Here is an 18,544-nt window from a genome sequence, read left to right on the forward strand (position 1 = left end):
TAGAGCGATATCATGATTGTGAATCCAATTCAACGCCGTCCGACCCGTAAAATTCGTGTGGGTTCTGTCTATGTGGGTGGTGATGCGCCCATCAGCATCCAAAGTATGACCAATACGGAAACCTGTGATGTTGCTGCAACTGTGGCGCAAATTCAGCGTTGTGTAGATGCGGGCGTAGACATCATGCGTGTTTCTGTACCAACCATGGAAGCCGCAGCTGCATTTGGCGAAATTCGTAAGCAAGTATCTGTGCCGTTGGTGGCAGACATTCATTTTGACTATAAAATTGCATTGGCAGTTGCCGATGCGGGTGCAGACTGTTTGCGGATTAACCCGGGTAATATTGGTTCGGAAGCCAAGATTCGTGAAGTGGTGGCTGCTTCCAAACATCATGATATTTCTATGCGAATTGGTGTGAATGCAGGATCGCTGGAAAAAGATATTCAGAAAAAATATGGCGAGCCGACAGGTGCAGCATTGCTGGAATCTGCTATGCGTCATATTGATATTTTAGACCGTCTAGATTTTCAGGAATTTAAAGTTTCAGTCAAAGCATCGAATGTGTTTTTAACCATGGATGCTTATCGTTTGTTATCACAACAAATTGATAATCCATTACATTTGGGCGTAACTGAAGCAGGTATTTACCGTACAGGTACCGTAAAATCTGCAATTGCTTTGGGCGGTCTGCTCATGGAAGGCATTGGCGATACCATGCGTATTTCACTTGCGGCAGAACCTGAAGATGAAGTTAAAATCGGTTTTGATATTCTAAAATCTTTAGGTTTACGCTCTAACGGGATTAACTTTATTGCCTGCCCAAGCTGTTCACGTCAGGAATTTAACGTCATTTCTGTAATGCAGGCATTGGAGGAGCGTTTGGAAGATATTCGTACTCCAATGGATGTATCGGTCATTGGTTGTAAAGTGAATGGCCCAGGCGAAGCTAAAGAAGCTGATATTGGTGTGGTGGGCGCAAGTCCGCGTTCATTGGTTTATCGTAATGGTGAAAAGAGCCATTTAATTGATACCAATCAACTCGTTGATGAAATCGAAAGCATGGTTCGTCAGCGTGTTACAGAGCTTGAACAAGCTAAATCTAAAGAGATTATTCGTACAAATTTTTCTGAGTAAGTCATGAGTTCAATTGTTGCAATTAAAGGTTTTAATGACATTCTTCCAACGCAAACACCTGCGTGGAGACGTCTAGAGCAACATTTAGCATCTTTAATGGATGCTTATGGTTATCAACAAATTCGTTTGCCAATGGTTGAGCAAACCAATTTGTTTAAGCGTTCAATTGGTGATGCGACCGATATTGTTGAAAAAGAAATGTACACATTCTTAGACAAGGGTAATCCGCCTGAGTCTTTGACTTTGCGTCCTGAAGGAACTGCGGGTTGTGTACGTGCCATGTTAGAGCACAATTTGCTACGTGGTGCGACACCGCGCGTGTGGTATATCGGCCCAATGTTTCGTTATGAAAAACCGCAAAAAGGTCGTTATCGTCAATTCCACCAATTTGGTGTAGAAACTTTTGGCGTTGCAACACCAGATATGGATGCCGAACTTATTTTAATGACTGCGCGTTTATGGAAACGTATGGGCGTTGCCGATAAAGTTCGCTTAGAGTTGAATACGCTGGGTGAGTCGGATGAGCGCGCAGCGTATCGTGCCGCTTTGGTTGAGTTTTTGGAAGCGCACAAAGCCGATTTAGATGAAGATTCACAGCGTCGTTTAAGTACTAACCCACTGCGTATTTTGGACTCGAAAGATGCTAAAACGCAAAGCATCCTAGAAAATGCTCCAAAATTGCATGATTTTATGGGTGAAGATACGCTGAATCACTTTGCTCAATTACAGCAGTATTTAACCGATGCAGGCATTGAGTTTGTGATTAATCAAAAACTGGTACGCGGTTTAGATTATTACAATAAAACCGTTTTTGAATGGACAACCACGCATTTAGGTTCGCAAGGCACAGTTTGTGCAGGCGGGCGCTATGATGGTTTGGTTGGGCAGTTGAAAGGTAAAGCAGATCAGTCTGTACCTGCTGTGGGCTTTGCCATGGGCATTGAGCGTTTATTGTTGTTGCTTGAACAAGTCGAAGACAATACGCCTGTACGTGATTGTGAAGTGTTCTTGTTGGCAGATCCAACAACTCAAGGAAAGGCGTTGGTTTTAGCTGAGCAAATTCGTGACCAATTCGAACAAGCGGGCAGTCAGATTCGCTTAAAAGTTGGTTCACAAGGCTCAATGAAAAGCCAAATGAAAAAAGCCGATCAATCAGGTGCAATCTATGCCTTGATTTTTGGTGAGCGCGAAGCGGAAGCACAGCAATTGGCAGTGAAAACCTTGGCAACTGCTGAGCAAACGACTGTTGCAGTGACCAAAATTGTGCCTTTCATCATTGAAAAATTTTCTTCACAATAAGCCAAATAACATAAGGAAAAGGGTAATCCAATGAGCGCATTGAGTGATGACGAACAACTTGATAGTTTAAAATCGTTTGCGAAAAAATATGGTTCAGCCATGATTAGCGGGATTTTAATTGCGTTGATTGCCTTTTTCGGATGGCAATATTGGCAGAAAAAAACCTTGGCAGAGCAGCAAATGAATACTGCTAAAGTGCAACAACTGATGGATGATGCACGTACAGCAGAAGGCAATCCAGATGCCTTCAGTCAATTGTCTGCAACTGCCGATAAAATTGTGAAAGAAGCCCCTGATTCTGCGCAAGCTATTCAAACTCAATTCTTAATGGCTAAACTCGCTTACGATCAGCAAGATTTTGCTGCCGCAGAAAAAGCCTTAAAGAAAGTTGAAAACTCTAAAGTAAAAGACCAAGGCTTAGGGCAATTGGTTAAGTTGCGTTTGGCTTATGCACAGTTGGCGCAAAAGAAATACGATGAAGCTATTCAAAGTTTGGCCGCGGTGACTGATCCTGCATTTAAAGCGACTGCAGATGAAGCGCGTGGCGATGTTTATGTCGCGAAAAATGACCGTGAAAATGCCAAAAAAGCCTATCAAAGTGCATGGGATACTTTGGTGGAACGTAAACAAGAACGTCAAATTTTACAAATAAAACTCGAAAGTGTTGGTGTTTTGGTGGATGATCCTGAAATTGAACGCCCAGTATTAGAAACACAAGTGGATGAGAGCTAATGAATAGAAAGTATAAAATACCGTTTGCACTGACCGTTTTAACCCTTGCTTTGGCGGGGTGTTCCACCAATAAAATTAAAGTTGCAGAAGTTAAGCCAAATCCACTGCCAAAACTTGAGCAAGCACAAAGTCTAGTTCCTGTATTTTCACAAAGCGTTGCATCGACTACATCAGCCGATCCATTGCGCCTGCAATTAGATGCCGAAAACGGGGTAATTTATACTGTTGATCCTAAAGGTGAGATGGCTGCCTATCAAGGCAAACAACGTCTTTGGCAAAAACAAGTGTCTAAGCAAGGCTTAACGGCAGGTGTCAATGCTGCTGAAGGCATTGTGGTTGCAGGAAATGCCAAAGGTCAATTGTTTGCTTTAGATCAGCAAACAGGTGAGCAAAAGTGGGTTGCACAGTTAACAGGTGCAATTCTTGCGCCATCGTTAATTCAGGCGGGTCGTGTGGTGACTGTAAGTAATGACGGCACGGTATATGCACACAATGCCGAAACAGGTCAGTTGGTGTGGACTTACAACTTGCCAAACGTGCAATTTAGTTTGCGTGGTATGGCTGCACCTGTGGCGCTCGATTCACGTACTGTACTGATTGCTTCTGCAAATGCCTATGTCTATGCACTGGATATTGTTACAGGCGTACCACGTATGCAGCGCCGCGTTGCCATTAGTGAAGGCCGTTCAGACATTCAACGCTTAAATGACATTGATGGCGACCCAGTGGTTGCTGGTCAATTCTTGGTGACCACAAGCTACCAAGGTCAGGTCACCGTATTGGACTTGGCTTCACAACAAGTGATTTGGAGTGAAGATGCAAGCAGTACCAAACGTCCAGAAGTTGCGGGGAATGGTGTATTTGTCAGCACTGCAGATGGTAAAATTGCAGCTTACGAAATCACATCAGGACAAGCACTTTGGGAAAATGACAGTTTACTCAACCGTCGTTTATCTAATCCTGTATTGTTTGGACAATATTTAGTGGTAGGTGATTTAGATGGTGTCTTACACCTCATTGATCCAAGTTCAGGGCAACTGGTTGGACGTTCAAAAACCAATGGCGAAGTCCGTTCATTGCGTGTAATTGACAATCAACTCTATGTCGCAACGCAAAAGGGCGCATTAAGCGTTTGGCAGAACCGCTAATTTTGTTCTGACTTTTATGCTAAAATAGTTGTCCGTATTTTTACGCGGGGTAATTGAATCATCAATGCCCCGTGTTTTTATTTAATAGAGTGGTCGATGTTCTCTCTGTCGTTTGCGTGGTCGCAACGCTGAACCCAACATCCATACTCTGTTCTTTCTTCCACAGTTTCGGATGTACAGACCATTGAAACTGACTGATCTTGAATAAAGGTTAATCTATGAAACCCGTAATTGCGCTCATTGGTCGTCCGAACGTCGGAAAATCAACGCTGTTTAACCAGATTACCAAGAGCCGTGATGCACTTGTTGCCGACTTTGCAGGTCTGACACGTGACCGCAAATATGGTGATGCAACCTATCAAAATAAATCTTTCATTGTGGTCGATACTGGCGGTATTGGCGAAAGTGAAGGTGGCATCGACTCTTACATGGCTGAACAATCTAAAACAGCCATCCATGAAGCCGATATGATCATTTTTGTGGTCGATGCACGTGCAGGCTTGTTGGCATCGGATGAGCAAATTGCGCGTGAATTGCGTACTTTGGGCAAAAAAGTATTCTTGGTGGCGAACAAAGTAGATGGCGTACATGCCGAAGCCGCTTTGGTTGAGTTCTTTAAATTGGGTATGGGCGAGCCATTGCAAGTGGCTGCCAGCCATGGTCGAGGCGTTCAGCAAATGCTGGAAGACGTTTTGGCAGATGTTCCTGAAGATGAAAACCCAGATGCACACGATCAAGACACAGGTTTGCGTTTAGCCATTATTGGACGTCCAAACGTGGGTAAATCGACACTGGTCAATCGTTTATTGGGCGAAGAACGTGTAGTGGCATACGATCAGCCAGGTACGACACGTGACTCAGTCTATATTCCGTTTGAGCGCAACGAACGTAAATACACCTTGATTGATACTGCAGGTGTGCGTCGTAAAGGTAAGGTCGATGAAATGATCGAGAAATTCTCGATTGTGAAAACCTTGCAAGCCATGAAAGATGCACACGTGGTGGTGATTGTGGTTGATGCACGTGATGGTATTGTCGAGCAAGATTTGCACTTAATTGGTTACGCACTTGAAGCAGGGCGTGCCATGGTGATTGCGATTAACAAATGGGACAATATGTCCGAATATGATCGCAAACAATGTAAGTTAGATGTTGAGCGTCGTTTTGACTTTATTCCATGGGCAAAAATCCACCTGATTTCTGCCTTGCATGGTACAGGCGTGGGTGACTTATATCCATCTATCCACCGTGCGTATGAGTCATCGCACTTAAAAGTGTCACCTGCCAAATTGACGCAAATTTTGAATGACGCAACAGATGCACACCATCCACCTAAAGTGCAAGGTCGCGCTATTAAAATGCGTTATGCACACATGGGTGGACAGAACCCGCCAACCATCGTGATTCATGGTAATAAGGTCGATAAAACTCCTGCAGATTACCGTCGTTATTTAGAAAACGTGTTCCGTAAAGTCTATAAGCTAGAAGGTACACCTGTAAAAATTGAATTTAAAACCTCTGAAAACCCATTTGAAGGGCGTAAGTCACAAGTGGATGAGCGTACTGCGGCACGTCGTCGTCGTTATGTGCAGAAGTTTAAGAAAGCCGAGAAGAAGTTTAAGCGAGGCTAAGGCTTAAATTTTGACGCGTTTGATTAAAAAATCCCGAATGTGAATTCGGGATTTTTTTTGAGCAACTTAATTTAAATATAGATAGATGTAGAATTAATGACGCTTCGCCAACAAGCTATTCGACAGACGATTTAACCATTGTGGGCTAATACTCGAAAGTTGCATTAGGGTTTTGGCTTTTAAACCGACCGCACGATGCGTATTGGTCAGAATCGAATCTTTAACCGTCGCTTGTTGATACACCACCTGGGCGACATCTTCTGTCGATAAATGCACGCCCATGTTTTGAATGGTGGCTGCATCCATATCTTTCACCATTGCAGTTTGTACAAATAGCGGCATGACATCTAAGACCCGAGTGCCGTATTTTTGCCACTCTATATCTAAACCTTCCGTAATGCCACGTACTGCAAATTTGGAAGCAGAATAAGAAATTAAATCGGCTTGTCCATAAATCGCAGATGCCGAAGACAGGTTAATCACCCGTGCAAAACTTGCTTGTTTTAAATAAGGCAAAGCCGCATGACAACCGTTTAATACACCATTCACATTCACTGCCATAGTCCGATGATGCGCTTCTATGGGTGTGTCTTCAAATGCGCCTGAGTAGAGAATTCCTGCATTATTCACCAAAATATTCAATTCACCTGCCCATTGGCAAAAATCGGATAACGCAGCTTGCCAACTGGCATAGTCTGCTACATCAAGCAAACCTGCATGTGCACGCTCACCCAATTGTTCTGCTAATTGCTGTGCTTGTGCGAGATGAATATCATAAATACCGACACGGTAACCTTGTTGATAAAACAATTGTGCGATTGCGGCACCAATGCCTTGTGCAGCGCCACTAATCAAGATACTGTGCATTTGAACTTGCTCCCTGATGTTATTTTTGTTGTGCATATCGTCCTTGCCATCTGAGCATAACAAAAAAATGGTGCATTCGTGCAATAAATTGAAATAAGGAACAACCCATGCAGCAATTGCTTTCAATCATGCAACAGTTACGTCAACAATGCCCGTGGGATCAAAAACAAACCCCAGAAAGTTTGACTCAATACGCAATTGAAGAAGCTTATGAAGTTGAAGCGGCAGTGCGTTCAGGCAAGGTAGATGATGTACGTGATGAGCTGGGTGATTTGTTGTTGCAAGTGGTGTTTCAGGCACAAATGTATAGCGAGCAAGGTGCATTTGATTTTCAAGATGTGGTACAAGCCATTTGCGATAAATTAATTCGTCGGCATCCACATGTGTTTCAGGCAGAACAGTTTGCGCAGCTTAGCGCAGAAGATGTCGCTGCCTTATGGAAAACCATCAAACAACAAGAAAAACAGGGTAAAGCAAAGTCACGTTTAGATGAGGTGAAACATGCACCCGCTTTGGTGCAGGCACAGCAAATTCAGCAGCATGCGGCACAATTGGGCTTTGACTTTCATACCGTGCAAGATGCGTATGGCAAGTTAGAAGAAGAATTGCAAGAATTACAACAGGCGATTCAACAGCAACAATCCGATGAAATACAGGATGAGTTAGGGGATTGTTTGTTTTCTTTAATCAATGTTGGGCGTAAACTTGGCGTGTCCAGTGAGTTGGCATTATTGGGCACAATTCATAAATTTAGAACACGCTTTGCTTACATTGAAGATCAGGCCGAATTACAACAAAAAACAATAGAAGATATGACTTTAGAAGAAATGGATCAACTTTGGGAGCAGGCAAAACAACAATTAAAATGACAGGTTTTGCGGCAACATGAATATATCGCAGCAATTAAAAGTTTCTTTTCGCTTTTTTTCTTTCGGATGGCAGTACTGGCTTGCATTGCTGTTATGCAGTATCAGTGTATGGACTACAGCACAAAATGTGCAATCTAAGCCTGCGCAGCTGGGTGGGCACAGCTATGATCAAAACTATTTAAAATGGAAAGCGCAGCAAGCCGCGCAAGATCAGCGTTTAAGTGCGGCTCAAACCACATCATCAAGCGCAGAACATTATTTAGCACGTCCTACTCAGCAAAGTGCGCATACAAATCAAGTGCGTTTAAATAGCGCTTCACTAGAACAATTGCAGCAATTGTCTGGGGTGGGCATGAAAAAAGCACAAGCGATTGTGGAATATCGAAAACAAAATGGAAAATTCCAAAGTATTGAAGAACTTCAGCAAGTCAAAGGGATTGGGTCTGCCTTATTTGCCAAGAATAAACACAAGTTGGCATTGTAGCTGCAAGCAGAATTTTAGCACTGCACATTGCAAAATTAGCATGTGAATCAAATTGCCCTTTGATTGTGTTAGAGATATGATTAGCGACATCTTATCTGTTTTACGTTCAGACGTAGGAGACAGCGTCTTTTGCAAACTTTGCGCGCGTCAAAATGTGGTTTATCTACCGCTCAATTACCTTCTTCCATTTTAGATGTTCTAGATGCTTTAACCAAAGCAGGCTATGAAGCTTATATCGTCGGTGGTGGAGTTCGTGACTTAATGTTAGGGCTAAATCCGAAGGATTTTGATGCCGTAACCAATGCCACACCCTCACAAGTGAAAGAAGTTTTCGGACGACGTTGCCGAATTATTGGACGACGTTTTGAGCTGGCGCATGTCTATGCAGGGCGTGAACTAATTGAAGTGGCCACTTTCCGTGCGCCACCGAAAAAAGCTGTGACTTCTGCGGCGGGGATGATTCTGCGCGATAATAACTGGGGCACAATCGAGCAAGATTTTGCCCGTCGTGACTTTTCAATCAATGCGTTGTATTACCAGCCACGCAAAGGCATCGTGTTAGATTTTTGCAATGCCGTAGATGATATAAAGCACAGAAACTTGCGTTTATTGGGCGATCCAACTTTACGTTTTGAAGAAGACCCAGTGCGTATGCTGCGTACTTTGCGTTTTGCTGCCAAATTAAATTTCAATATTGATCCAAAAATTCTTAAAATTTTTACGCCTGAAATGACGCAGTTATTGCGTGATGTATCGCCACACCGTTTATATGATGAGTCGCAAAAACTCTTTACGATGGGACATTTAAATAAAGTCCTGCCGATGTTGATTGAGTTTGGTATTTGGCGTCAGTTATTTGCCGACATCAAGCCAGACATCAACTCATTTATTGAACGTGCAGCAAAAAATACCGATCAACGGATTACGATTGGTAAAACCATCAACCCTGCATTTTTCTATGCGGTGCTGTTGTGGCAACCGTTTTTAGAGCGTTGTGACTTTTATCTTTCTAAAGGTGTGGTGGCAGCCGAAGCGCGAGCCCAAGCAGGTTTAGATGTACTGAAACGTCAGGCGACACGTACCATTATTCCTCGTTTTGCTGAAACTTTTATTCGTGAAGTTTGGGAAATGCAAACCCGTTTATTGCAACCGAAACCACAGCAAATTGAAGCATTGTCTGGGCATGCGCGTTTCCGTGCAGGTTTTGACTTTTTATTACTGCGTGAAAAAGCAGGCGATAGCTCGACTTTAGGAATGGGTCAGTGGTGGGATGCCTACCAGCTTATGAGCACCGATGAAAAAGAACGTGCGATTGCCCAATATAACCGATTACGTGCCAAGAGCCGCCGTAAAACAGCGCAAGAACCTGTTGATGTGGCACCAGCAACACATGCTGCCGATATGCAGATTGAACCCTTGGTGAATGAGCCTGAGCCTCGTAGTCGACGTGCGCGTAAAGCCAAACAGTATGAAGAAAATCGGGCGCAATTGACTGCTACAGCAAACGGTTCAGGTATTGGTGCAGATCATCCGATTTTAAAACGTAAACGTGTGCAACGTGATTTAAGCCAAGTGATTTTTGGGCCAACACAATGAGCAACATCACCTATATTGGTTTAGGCAGTAATTTGGGCGATTCGCGTCAAATTTTGACTGAAGCGGTGCAAAAACTGGCAACTTTGGGGCAAGTGCAGACTTCTAAACTGTATCAAAGCCCACCAATGGGGCCACAAGATCAGCCTAATTATTTGAATGCTGTGGTACGTTTAGATACCGAACTTGAAGCCTTGGCATTGTTAGATGAATTACAGCGTTTTGAACAAGAGTCGGGTCGGGTGCGTTTACGTCATTGGGGTGAGCGTACGCTAGATTTAGACTTGTTGATTTATGCTGATGCCAACATTCAAAATGAACGTCTGACTGTACCGCATGTGGGGGTGTTAGAACGTGATTTTGTCGTCATCCCGTTGTTAGATTTGGATGCTAACTTAAGCGTTAAGGGACAATTATTAAAACACTCGCCATTGCTTGAACATCCGAGCTTAACTGTTGTAGATGCCAGCAATTGGGCAGGGCTATAAAGTTTTAAATTAAGCATGCGTGATGCTTTTTCCATAGAGGAATATTTTCATGATTAGTTTAAGTGACCTAAGAAAATTTAAAGCGGAAGGTCGAAAATTCTCCTGCCTGACTTGCTATGATGCAAGCATGGCGAAAGCAATGGAAATTGCTGAAATTGATACGATTTTAATTGGCGATTCTTTGGGGATGTCCATTCAGGGGCGTGACTCAACCTTGCCTGTCAGCGTGGCGGATATGGCTTATCATACTGCGGCGGTGCGTCGTGGTAATCAACATGCTTTTATTTTGACTGACTTGCCATTTATGAGTTATGCCACCTTAAATGATGCATTGCAAAGCTCGAAAGAGGTGATGCAAGCGGGTGCACAAATGGTCAAAATGGAAGGTGGTGCATGGCTCAGCGAAACCGTTGCAACACTGACCCGTAATGGTATTCCTGTCTGTGTACATTTAGGTTTAACGCCACAATCGGTGCATGTATTTGGCGGTTATAAATTACAGGCACGTACCCGCGAAGCTGCAGATAAACTGATTGCTGACTGTAAAGCTGTGGTAGAAGCAGGCGCGGCGATTCTGTTACTAGAATGTGTGCCAGCACAGCTAGGTCAAGAAATTTCTGCCTTGTTCCCTGAAATTCCAGTGATTGGGATTGGTGCAGGTGCAGACACTGACGGTCAGGTACTAGTGGTGCAAGACATGCTGGGGCTGACTTTTGGTCGTATCGCAAAATTTGTACGTAACTTTATGAAAGAACAAGCGGGTGAAACTGCCATTTTGGATGCGTTTAAAGCCTATCATGCTGCAGTTCAAGATGGTTCTTTCCCAGCACGTGAACAAACTTTCCAAGTCGAGTTGTAATATGAAAACTGAAACCACAATTCAAGGCTTAGCGGCTTCATTACAGCCTGCACGCGCTGCGCGTAAAACCATTGGTTTTGTTCCGACCATGGGCAATTTGCACGAAGGGCATTTGACCTTGGTGCGCGAAGCGAAAAAAATATGTGATGTGGTGGTGGTCAGTATTTTTGTCAATCCAATTCAATTTGGCCCTAATGAAGACTTTGACAGTTATCCGCGAACTTTAGACCAAGACAGCCAATTGTTGGCAGAGGTCGGTTGCGACATTATTTTTGCGCCTTCAGTTGAGCAAATGTATGGTAACAAACCACGTTTGACCAATATTTCAGTGAGTGAGATTACGGCAGACTTGTGTGGCTTGCAGCGTCTTGGACACTTTGATGGTGTTGCGGTGGTCGTGACCAAGTTATTCAATATGGTACAGCCAAACTATGCTTTCTTTGGTGAAAAAGACTATCAACAACTGGCAGTCATTCGTCAGTTTGTACGTGACTTGAATATTCCGCTAGAAGTGATTGGTGTGCCAATTGTACGTGCAGCAGATGGTTTGGCACTTAGTTCACGCAATGGGTATTTGAGCGCTGAACAGCGTCAAATTGCACCGACAATCTATCAAAGTTTAAAGGCTGCTGCACAAGCATTACAGCAAGGTGAAACTTTGTCACAAGTGTTAGCGAATATTAAAGCAACATTGACAGCAGCAGGCTTTGTTGTGGACTATGTAGAGGCGCGTACAACAGAATTGCAGAAAATTGAAGCATTTAGTGAAGATCTGGTGTTGTTCGTTGCAGCAAAATTGGGCAATACACGTTTAATTGATAATTTGCAGGTCAAACATTCTGCATAGCTGGCAATAGAAGGGTTGCATGCCATGAAACGTATTTTGATCGTGACAGGTCAATCGGGTTCAGGAAAATCTTCGGCATTACAAGTGTTGGAAGATTTGGGTTATTACTGTATTGATAATTTACCTTTGGCATTGCTCCCCGAAATTGTGGATAAACTGGATCAGGAAAATAACTTGGAGCAGTTGGCATTGGGGGTAGATGTACGCAGCACCCGTGCCGACTTGCAAGAGTTTGATTTGGTATTTGAGCAACTGCAAAAGCATGGTTCAGTCGATATTATTTATCTGACCACGCAAGATCAGGAATTGATTGCCCGTTTTAGCGCATCACGCCGTCCGCATCCACTCTCTAGCCGTTTTAAAAGCTTGAATGAATGTATTCAAGAAGAAAAAAACTTGTTGATGCCGATTCAGTTCCGCTCTACGGTTCATATTGATACCACTGACAAAAGCGTGCATGATTTAAAACACGTATTGTTGTCTAAGCTTGGGCAAACTGACAAATTGATTGTAATTTTACAATCCTTTGGCTATAAGCACGGAATCCCCTTAGATGCCGATTATGTGTTTGATGTGCGCCATTTGCCCAATCCCCATTGGGATTTGGAGCTCAGGAAATATTCAGGCTTAGATGCCCCTGTGCAGGAATTTTTGCAACAAAGTTCACAAACGCATGAAATGTTTCACGACATTCAGCAGTTTTTAGAAAAATGGTTGCCAGCCTTTGCCGAAGGACATCGACACTACATCACCATTTCAATTGGCTGTACGGGTGGGCAACACCGTTCCGTTTATATCGTAGATAGACTAAAAAAAGCACTTGAGGCAAAATGGTCTATTCAAGTCTTACACCGAGAAATGAAGCACTGGTCATGATTGACACAACTGTTGACGTAATTAATAAACTAGGTTTACATGCACGGGCATCTGGGAAACTGATTGAAGTGACCACCAAATTCCGTTCGTCAATCCAAATTGGTAAAGGCGACAAATTGGTTGATGCCAAAAATATTATGTCCTTGCTCATGTTAGGTGCAGGCAAGGGAACTACTTTACGCTTGGTGATTGATGGTGCAGATGAAGAAAAAGCTTTATCTGATATTCAAGCACTGTTTGCAGCAAAATTTTACGAGGCAGATTAATCGTGGCACGTCGACCGCAACGTTTTACCGAAGATGACTTTGAATCTTTAGAAGGGCGTGCAAGTAAAACCGAACAGAAAAAAGCCGTACAACGTATGGCCGCGCTTGGCGAACAATTGGCGCAGTTAAGTACTAAACAAATTCAAAAACTTCCAGTAGAAGAGCGTTTAATTGATGCTTTACTGGAATTGCAAAGTATTACTTCACATGAAGCACGTCGTCGTCAGTGTCAGCGTATTGGTAAATTGTTGCGTAATGAAGATGAAAGCGTAATTTTGTCTTATTTGACGCCGCAGCAAGGTGCGAAAAAAACCGCACAGTTACAGCGTTGGGTAGAGCGAATTATTAAAGACGGCGACCCTGTGATTAATGATTTTAGTAAAACCTATAAAGCAGCTGAGCGTCATACGCTGCGTCAGCATGTGTTGCGTATCCACCGTGATATGAAACAGGAAGTGTCTGCGGAAGAACTTGAAGCATCTAAGCTCAAGTTGTTTAACTATGTGCAGCAAGTGGCTTTGCTGTCAGAAAACTAAGCTATCAGAGAACCAAGTGATCAAACGCGAGCTTGTCTGATTGCAATAAAAAACGACTCATAACGAGTCGTTTTTTATTGTCTTTTATGTGTAAGGATTTTTAAATTTTAGCCGAACTCACCGACTGAACGCTCTTTGGCCCATTCACGCAGTACAAATTTTTGTAATTTACCTGTCGATGTTTTTGGAATTTCAGTAATCACCACATCCTTTGGTACTTTAAAACGCGCCAAATGTTGACTGCAATAGGCAATAATTTCTTCAGGGCTGACCTGCTTGCCTTCTTTCAGTTCAATAAAGGCACACGGGACTTCCTGCCAACGTGGATCTGGTTTTGCCACCACTGCAGCAGTCAAAATTGCAGGATGTTGATACAACACCTCTTCCACTTCGAGTGAAGAAATATTTTCACCCCCTGAAATAATCACATCTTTAGAGCGGTCAGTAATTTTGGCGTAGCCATCGGGTTGGCAGACAGCTAAATCGCCCGTATGGAACCAGCCACCTGCAAATGCTTCTGCGGTGGCTTCTGGGTTTTTCAAATAACCTTTCATCACGATATTGCCACGGAACATAATTTCGCCCATGGTTTTGCCGTCTTTTGGTACAGGTTGCATGGTTTCTGGGTCTAAAACTTTCATGCCATCTTGCAGCGGATAAGGCACGCCTTGACGCGAATGTAATTGTGCTTGTTCTTGAATGGATAGGTCGCTCCAGCCTGCTTGAGAAGCACACAGCGCAGATGGGCCATAGGTTTCAGTTAAGCCATAAACGTGAGTTACGTTAATGCCAATATTGCGCATACCTTCAATAATTGCTGCTGGCGGTGCAGCACCCGCAACCATCACTTCAACACGGTGATCAAACTGAGTCTTTTTCTCCTCAGGGGTGTTGATGAGCATCGACAAGACAATTGGCGCACCGCAGAAATAATCGACTTTGTGCTCTGCAATTAATTTAAAAATCAGTTCAGGGTCGACTTTACGTAAGCAGATATTGGTGCCACCGTTGGCTGCCATCGTCCATGCAAAGCACCAGCCATTACAGTGGAATAGGGGCAGTGTCCATAGGTAGGTTGCACGTGGGGTCATCCCGCAGGCAATAATATTACTGGCTGCATTAATGTAGGCACCGCGATGATGATAGACCACGCCTTTCGGGTTGCCTGTCGTGCCAGACGTATAGTTCAGGCTAATTGCATCCCATTCATCTTGTGGCAAATGCCATTCAAAATTTGGGTCACCTGCAGCCAGCCAAGTTTCGTATTCAATCTGTCCGATGCTAAGGGCATTGGCAGCATGCTCATATTCTGCATCGTTGACATCAATCACGTAAATTTCATGATTGACCATCGCTAAGGCTTCTTGTGCCAAAGCCGCAAATTCAGGGTCAACCAAAAGCACTTTGGATTCTGCATGATCGAGCATAAACGCCAGTGTTTTGGCATCTAAACGAGTGTTTAGTGTGTTCAGCACTGCACCCGCCATTGGCACAGCAAAGTGTGCTTCTAGCATGGCAGGAACATTCGGAAGCAGCACCGAAACAGTGTCATTTTTGCTGATGCCTAAATTTTGAAGTTGATGTGCAAATTGGCAGCAGCGCAAATAAGTTTCGCGCCAGGTAATTTGACGTGAACCGTGAATAATCGCGTTTTGGTGCGGGTAAATATAAGCTGCCCGTTCTAAGTAACGTAACGGGGACAAGGCGACAAAGTTCGCAGGGGTACGCGGTAATTCATCGTATGCGCTGACCATTGTTATTCTCCATAATATGTGTCGTTATTTTATCCAACTTAAAAAGATAGGGATTTTATGGCAGCTTTGCAGTTATGCTTTAGTCGAAAATCTGTTGTTTTTGTTTTGAATCGCTTGTAAGTAAATTTAAAAAATAGTTTAAGTAAAATTTAGCAGCTATTTTTTATTCAATAAAAATAGTAGCTTATTGGAAAATATTAACTTATTCTGTCATTTGGCTTTTATAGAGTGATGGGCTGAGACCTGTCCAACGCTTAAATGCACGTCGAAATTCGCGTAATTCACTAAAGCCAAGTTGTTGGCTAATTTCAGTCATGCTCAAAGGCTGTTGTAGCAGTTGTTTGGCTTTATTTTCAAAAACGTGTTGGCGCAGGTTTTGGAAGTTGCAGCCTTCGGTAAGTAATTGTCTGCGTAAATGTCTTTCGCTCATTTGAAAATGTTGTGCCGCTTGGTGCATATCAAAGTGCTGAGGTAAATGCTGTTCGATTAGATAACTCAACACGTGTGCATATTGCTGTTGATTAATCGCCTGCATATCCTGATACGCTTGTTGGCAGACACGCAGGGCGGTGCTGTAATTGGCGGCACTAGAGGTTTTAATTTGGCGTCCTAAAATCTCTGGTCGGAACACCAAAGCATTCATGTATGATGAAAAGTGCAGAGGACATTGATAATGCACCTGATAAGCCTCTAAATAGTCGGGTTGGGCAAAACTAAAATGCACTTCGACCAAATCTTGATGATTGCCAAGCATGACGTCTAAGCAGCTAACAATACTGGAGAGGACTTCATCGCAAAAAAAGCGCAGTAAGTTCCCCGTGGGATAACGCTCTTTCATCACCAGTGTAGGAGAGGTCGAGGAAAAATCGTACTCCAAATCCATCACACTGCCTGAAATGGGATGGTACTGCAGTCCTGTCTGTAAGGCTTCTACAACATTTTGACTGGACACCATGGCAAAACCGAGCATGCCCATGGAAATCAGCCCCTTGTCACGTCCAATTTCTAAGCCTAAATGTGCACATTGAGTGTCTTGCAGGGCGCGTGTCACCACTTTGCAAATATCTTGAAATGAAACAAAACCATTGCCTTGGACGATTTGATCAAGATCTTGAGAAATTCCCTGAAACCATGGTTGATAGGGGATCTGTTGTTCTTTGGCGTAATGAATCAGACCTGACAATAAGGCAGGCGGCACGTGCTGCAGCAAGTAGTTTGAAGTTGCTGACATAAGTCCGATTATCCCCCCATGCCATTGTCGCTTTGACCCTTATTTGCCGTGATGCAATTTTGTTTAATGGCGTTGATCAGCGTCATGACTGATTGTATAGATGAAAAGGAATACGATTGCAATGTATTTGGTGGGTTGGGATAAACAGGAAATTCATATTCAGCCAAAAGGGCTTGCCATGTTTGGTTATGGCAACTGGAAACATCGTGCCTATGAACAACGAACAGCTTTATTTGCCCGCAGTATTTGTATTCAAACCTTAGACAATGACTTATTAATTTTTTGCTGTCTGGATATGGGGTGTGTGACCTATGCCATGCGTCATTTAGCGATACAGCGTTTACAGCGTAAACTGGGGGAGCGTTTTCAGCCGCAGCGTTTGGTATTGATGGCAACGCATACTCATTCTGCACCTGGCGGTTGTGCACATGAAGCGTTGTACAATATGCCCACACCTGGTTTTGTGCCTGAACATTTAAATGCAGTGGTCGATGCGATTGTGGGCAGTGTGCTCAAAGCTTTGGCGACCCAGCAAAAACCGATATTTATATGAGCAATGGTCGTTTTGCAGAAGAAACGCCAGTGGCATGGAATCGCTCTTTAACAGCGTATAACCGTAATCCTGATGTATCTCGTAGAACGCTGGAACAGGCACATTTGGCCTTAGATCGTGATATGCAATTGCTTGGTTTTTATCGCGAAGGTAATTTACAGGCAGTTTTTTCTTTATTTGGGGTGCATGCTACCTGTTTAAGCAGTCGTTTAAGCGCTCATGATGGTGATAACAAAGGTTATGCCGCACTTTGTACCGAGCGTGCACTGCAACAACGTGGGGTCAAAAATCCTGTGGCAATTTTTGCCCAAGCCGCAGCGGGTGATGTTTCTCCACATTATCATGGCCCTGAGCAGTCACAGGTACGTGCTGCAATGCGCGATGAAAAAGAATACGAATATACACAGCAAAATGGTCGCTATCAAAGTGAATTGGCACTGAAAGCTTTGGCACATAGAGGTACGCCGTTAATGGGAGCTTTAGATGCTGTGTGCCATTATGTCGATTTAAGCAATATTGAAATTCCAGTTGAATTTGCGATGGGGCAAACAGATGCAAAAACCAGTGCAGCCTGTCATGGTGCAGCATTTTTTGCAGGAACACCTGTAGATGGTGCAGGTGTGGCACAACCGATTTTTAAAGGTATGCAATGGTTAGCGCAGCGAGTGAAAAAGAAAAAGTTGAGTAATCCTCAAGCCGCAGATTATACCTATTATCAACAGCTATATGCCTCACAAGGCCCCAAAGATATTGTGCTGGAATGTGGTTCTAAAACCATTTTTGGCAAGCCACTGAATCATTATCCTAAATTTTTAGACAAACTGATTGCAGAAATGAACAAGCAGGCCAGTGTAGGCGCAATTGATCATAGCTTGTTGGTACCGAATGTAGTGCCATTACAATTAATTAAAATTGGCGACTTAACCTTGCTGTGCTGTCCTGGGGAAATTACTACTGTTGCAGCTAAGCGGCTCAAAGTAACCGTACAACAAGAATTGGAATCGACTCAAAAAGTATGGTTGGCTTCATATTGCAATGATTATATGGGCTATGTGACCACCTTCGAGGAATATCAACAACAAGCCTATGAAGGTGGTCACACTTTATATGGACAGTGGACTTTGGCAGCGTTGCAAACTAAATTTCAATATTTCGCAGAGCAATTGAATTTGCCTATTCCACAACGCGATACAGCATCGTTATTACCGCCCGCTGTACCTTTGGATGAATTAGAAAAAAGAACATATCGTGACAGTTTGAAAGCTAATGCGCTAAATGAATTGTGGTTTTTTTATACATTGTTCCATGTGAAACATATTCTAAATCATGTACTAGTCAGGAGGTTAATCTAAATCAATATGGATAGAGAGGTCATTT

At 43.3% G+C, this 18,544-nt stretch carries 17 protein-coding genes and 1 pseudogene; 15 read left to right on the plus strand and 3 right to left on the minus strand.

From position 1 onward, the window contains the following. Nucleotides 1-12: 12 nt before the first annotated feature. The 5 genes from ispG (at nucleotide 13) to der (ending at nucleotide 5,944) form a co-directional block, all read left to right on the plus strand. A complete protein-coding gene (gene ispG / locus FTV41_RS01580) occupies nucleotides 13-1,134 on the plus strand; it encodes a flavodoxin-dependent (E)-4-hydroxy-3-methylbut-2-enyl-diphosphate synthase (protein ID WP_179995992.1) in 1,122 nt (373 codons plus the stop codon). A gap of 3 nt (nucleotides 1,135-1,137) precedes the next feature. Continuing rightward, nucleotides 1,138-2,433: a histidine--tRNA ligase gene (hisS, locus tag FTV41_RS01585; RefSeq protein WP_004975101.1), complete on the plus strand. Its 1,296-nt coding sequence runs from the start codon at nucleotides 1,138-1,140 to the stop codon at nucleotides 2,431-2,433. 30 nt (nucleotides 2,434-2,463) lie between these two features. After that, a complete protein-coding gene (locus FTV41_RS01590; RefSeq protein ID WP_179995993.1) occupies nucleotides 2,464-3,165 on the plus strand; it encodes a tetratricopeptide repeat protein in 702 nt (233 codons plus the stop codon). Beyond that, on the plus strand, nucleotides 3,165-4,313 hold the full coding sequence (gene bamB, locus FTV41_RS01595) for an outer membrane protein assembly factor BamB (protein WP_179995994.1): 1,149 nt from the start codon (nucleotides 3,165-3,167) through the stop codon (nucleotides 4,311-4,313). Before FTV41_RS01590 ends, bamB begins: the two co-directional genes overlap by 1 nt. Before the next feature lie 218 nt (nucleotides 4,314-4,531). Then, on the plus strand, nucleotides 4,532-5,944 hold the full coding sequence (gene der, locus FTV41_RS01600) for a ribosome biogenesis GTPase Der (protein ID WP_004975107.1): 1,413 nt from the start codon (nucleotides 4,532-4,534) through the stop codon (nucleotides 5,942-5,944). Nucleotides 5,945-6,037: 93 nt separating this feature from the next. On the opposite strand, the gene FTV41_RS01605 is transcribed toward der, so the two are convergent. Further along, nucleotides 6,038-6,811 carry an SDR family oxidoreductase gene (locus tag FTV41_RS01605; protein WP_131260756.1) on the minus strand — a complete coding sequence of 258 codons (774 nt, stop codon included), beginning with the start codon at nucleotides 6,809-6,811 and terminating at the stop codon, nucleotides 6,038-6,040. A gap of 107 nt (nucleotides 6,812-6,918) precedes the next feature. On the opposite strand from FTV41_RS01605, the gene mazG reads away from it, so the two are divergent. The 9 genes from mazG to yjgA all read left to right on the plus strand — a co-directional run bounded on the left by mazG (nucleotide 6,919) and on the right by yjgA (nucleotide 13,629). Further along, nucleotides 6,919-7,680: a nucleoside triphosphate pyrophosphohydrolase gene (mazG, locus tag FTV41_RS01610; RefSeq protein ID WP_004975111.1), complete on the plus strand. Its 762-nt coding sequence runs from the start codon at nucleotides 6,919-6,921 to the stop codon at nucleotides 7,678-7,680. Between the two features lie 16 nt (nucleotides 7,681-7,696). After that, nucleotides 7,697-8,164: a ComEA family DNA-binding protein gene (locus tag FTV41_RS01615; protein ID WP_179989949.1), complete on the plus strand. Its 468-nt coding sequence runs from the start codon at nucleotides 7,697-7,699 to the stop codon at nucleotides 8,162-8,164. A gap of 129 nt (nucleotides 8,165-8,293) precedes the next feature. Then, a complete protein-coding gene (gene pcnB / locus FTV41_RS01620; RefSeq protein ID WP_131260755.1) occupies nucleotides 8,294-9,760 on the plus strand; it encodes a polynucleotide adenylyltransferase PcnB in 1,467 nt (488 codons plus the stop codon). Beyond that, nucleotides 9,757-10,245, plus strand: a complete 489-nt coding sequence (gene folK / locus FTV41_RS01625) for a 2-amino-4-hydroxy-6-hydroxymethyldihydropteridine diphosphokinase (protein WP_004975118.1) — start codon at nucleotides 9,757-9,759, stop codon at nucleotides 10,243-10,245. Before pcnB ends, folK begins: the two co-directional genes overlap by 4 nt. Before the next feature lie 49 nt (nucleotides 10,246-10,294). Further along, on the plus strand, nucleotides 10,295-11,104 hold the full coding sequence (gene panB, locus FTV41_RS01630) for a 3-methyl-2-oxobutanoate hydroxymethyltransferase (RefSeq protein ID WP_179995995.1): 810 nt from the start codon (nucleotides 10,295-10,297) through the stop codon (nucleotides 11,102-11,104). A gap of 1 nt (nucleotide 11,105) precedes the next feature. Beyond that, on the plus strand, nucleotides 11,106-11,951 hold the full coding sequence (panC, locus tag FTV41_RS01635; protein ID WP_131260754.1) for a pantoate--beta-alanine ligase: 846 nt from the start codon (nucleotides 11,106-11,108) through the stop codon (nucleotides 11,949-11,951). A 24-nt stretch (nucleotides 11,952-11,975) separates the two neighbouring features. Then, entirely contained in the window at nucleotides 11,976-12,827 is an 852-nt protein-coding gene (rapZ, locus tag FTV41_RS01640; RefSeq protein WP_179988665.1) for an RNase adapter RapZ, read from the plus strand. Further along, nucleotides 12,824-13,093 (plus strand): HPr family phosphocarrier protein, encoded by a 270-nt coding sequence (locus FTV41_RS01645; protein WP_026438354.1) that lies wholly within the window; start codon nucleotides 12,824-12,826, stop codon nucleotides 13,091-13,093. The genes rapZ and FTV41_RS01645 overlap by 4 nt, the downstream gene beginning before the upstream one ends. 2 nt (nucleotides 13,094-13,095) lie before the next feature. Then, a complete protein-coding gene (gene yjgA / locus FTV41_RS01650; protein ID WP_167846246.1) occupies nucleotides 13,096-13,629 on the plus strand; it encodes a ribosome biogenesis factor YjgA in 534 nt (177 codons plus the stop codon). Nucleotides 13,630-13,736: 107 nt separating this feature from the next. On the opposite strand, the gene FTV41_RS01655 is transcribed toward yjgA, so the two are convergent. After that, the gene (locus tag FTV41_RS01655; protein WP_131260752.1) at nucleotides 13,737-15,383 is read right to left on the minus strand and encodes an acyl-CoA synthetase; all 1,647 of its coding nucleotides are present in this window, start codon (nucleotides 15,381-15,383) and stop codon (nucleotides 13,737-13,739) included. A gap of 202 nt (nucleotides 15,384-15,585) precedes the next feature. Continuing rightward, the gene (locus FTV41_RS01660; protein WP_179995996.1) at nucleotides 15,586-16,614 is read right to left on the minus strand and encodes an AraC family transcriptional regulator; all 1,029 of its coding nucleotides are present in this window, start codon (nucleotides 16,612-16,614) and stop codon (nucleotides 15,586-15,588) included. A 121-nt stretch (nucleotides 16,615-16,735) separates the two neighbouring features. On the opposite strand from FTV41_RS01660, the pseudogene FTV41_RS01665 reads away from it, so the two are divergent. Further along, nucleotides 16,736-18,519, plus strand: a pseudogene (locus tag FTV41_RS01665) (neutral/alkaline non-lysosomal ceramidase N-terminal domain-containing protein). Nucleotides 18,520-18,544: the final 25 nt, after the last annotated feature.

Source organism: Acinetobacter sp. YH16051, from assembly GCF_013417135.1.
Taxonomy (GTDB): domain Bacteria; phylum Pseudomonadota; class Gammaproteobacteria; order Pseudomonadales; family Moraxellaceae; genus Acinetobacter; species Acinetobacter towneri.

Bases quoted from the DNA above. Each gene is read 5' to 3' on its own strand.
- FTV41_RS01615 (WP_179989949.1), top strand. From the start codon at position 7,697: ATGAATATATCGCAGCAATTAAAAGTTTCTTTTCGCTTTTTTTCTTTC.
- FTV41_RS01590 (WP_179995993.1), top strand. From the start codon at position 2,464: ATGAGCGCATTGAGTGATGACGAACAACTTGATAGTTTAAAATCGTTT.
- ispG (WP_179995992.1), top strand. From the start codon at position 13: ATGATTGTGAATCCAATTCAACGCCGTCCGACCCGTAAAATTCGTGTG.
- FTV41_RS01605 (WP_131260756.1), bottom strand. From the start codon at position 6,811: ATGCACAGTATCTTGATTAGTGGCGCTGCACAAGGCATTGGTGCCGCA.
- rapZ (WP_179988665.1), top strand. From the start codon at position 11,976: ATGAAACGTATTTTGATCGTGACAGGTCAATCGGGTTCAGGAAAATCT.
- panB (WP_179995995.1), top strand. From the start codon at position 10,295: ATGATTAGTTTAAGTGACCTAAGAAAATTTAAAGCGGAAGGTCGAAAA.
- FTV41_RS01645 (WP_026438354.1), top strand. From the start codon at position 12,824: ATGATTGACACAACTGTTGACGTAATTAATAAACTAGGTTTACATGCA.
- der (WP_004975107.1), top strand. From the start codon at position 4,532: ATGAAACCCGTAATTGCGCTCATTGGTCGTCCGAACGTCGGAAAATCA.
- mazG (WP_004975111.1), top strand. From the start codon at position 6,919: ATGCAGCAATTGCTTTCAATCATGCAACAGTTACGTCAACAATGCCCG.
- FTV41_RS01660 (WP_179995996.1), bottom strand. From the start codon at position 16,614: ATGTCAGCAACTTCAAACTACTTGCTGCAGCACGTGCCGCCTGCCTTA.
- panC (WP_131260754.1), top strand. From the start codon at position 11,106: ATGAAAACTGAAACCACAATTCAAGGCTTAGCGGCTTCATTACAGCCT.
- FTV41_RS01655 (WP_131260752.1), bottom strand. From the start codon at position 15,383: ATGGTCAGCGCATACGATGAATTACCGCGTACCCCTGCGAACTTTGTC.
- folK (WP_004975118.1), top strand. From the start codon at position 9,757: ATGAGCAACATCACCTATATTGGTTTAGGCAGTAATTTGGGCGATTCG.
- bamB (WP_179995994.1), top strand. From the start codon at position 3,165: ATGAATAGAAAGTATAAAATACCGTTTGCACTGACCGTTTTAACCCTT.
- hisS (WP_004975101.1), top strand. From the start codon at position 1,138: ATGAGTTCAATTGTTGCAATTAAAGGTTTTAATGACATTCTTCCAACG.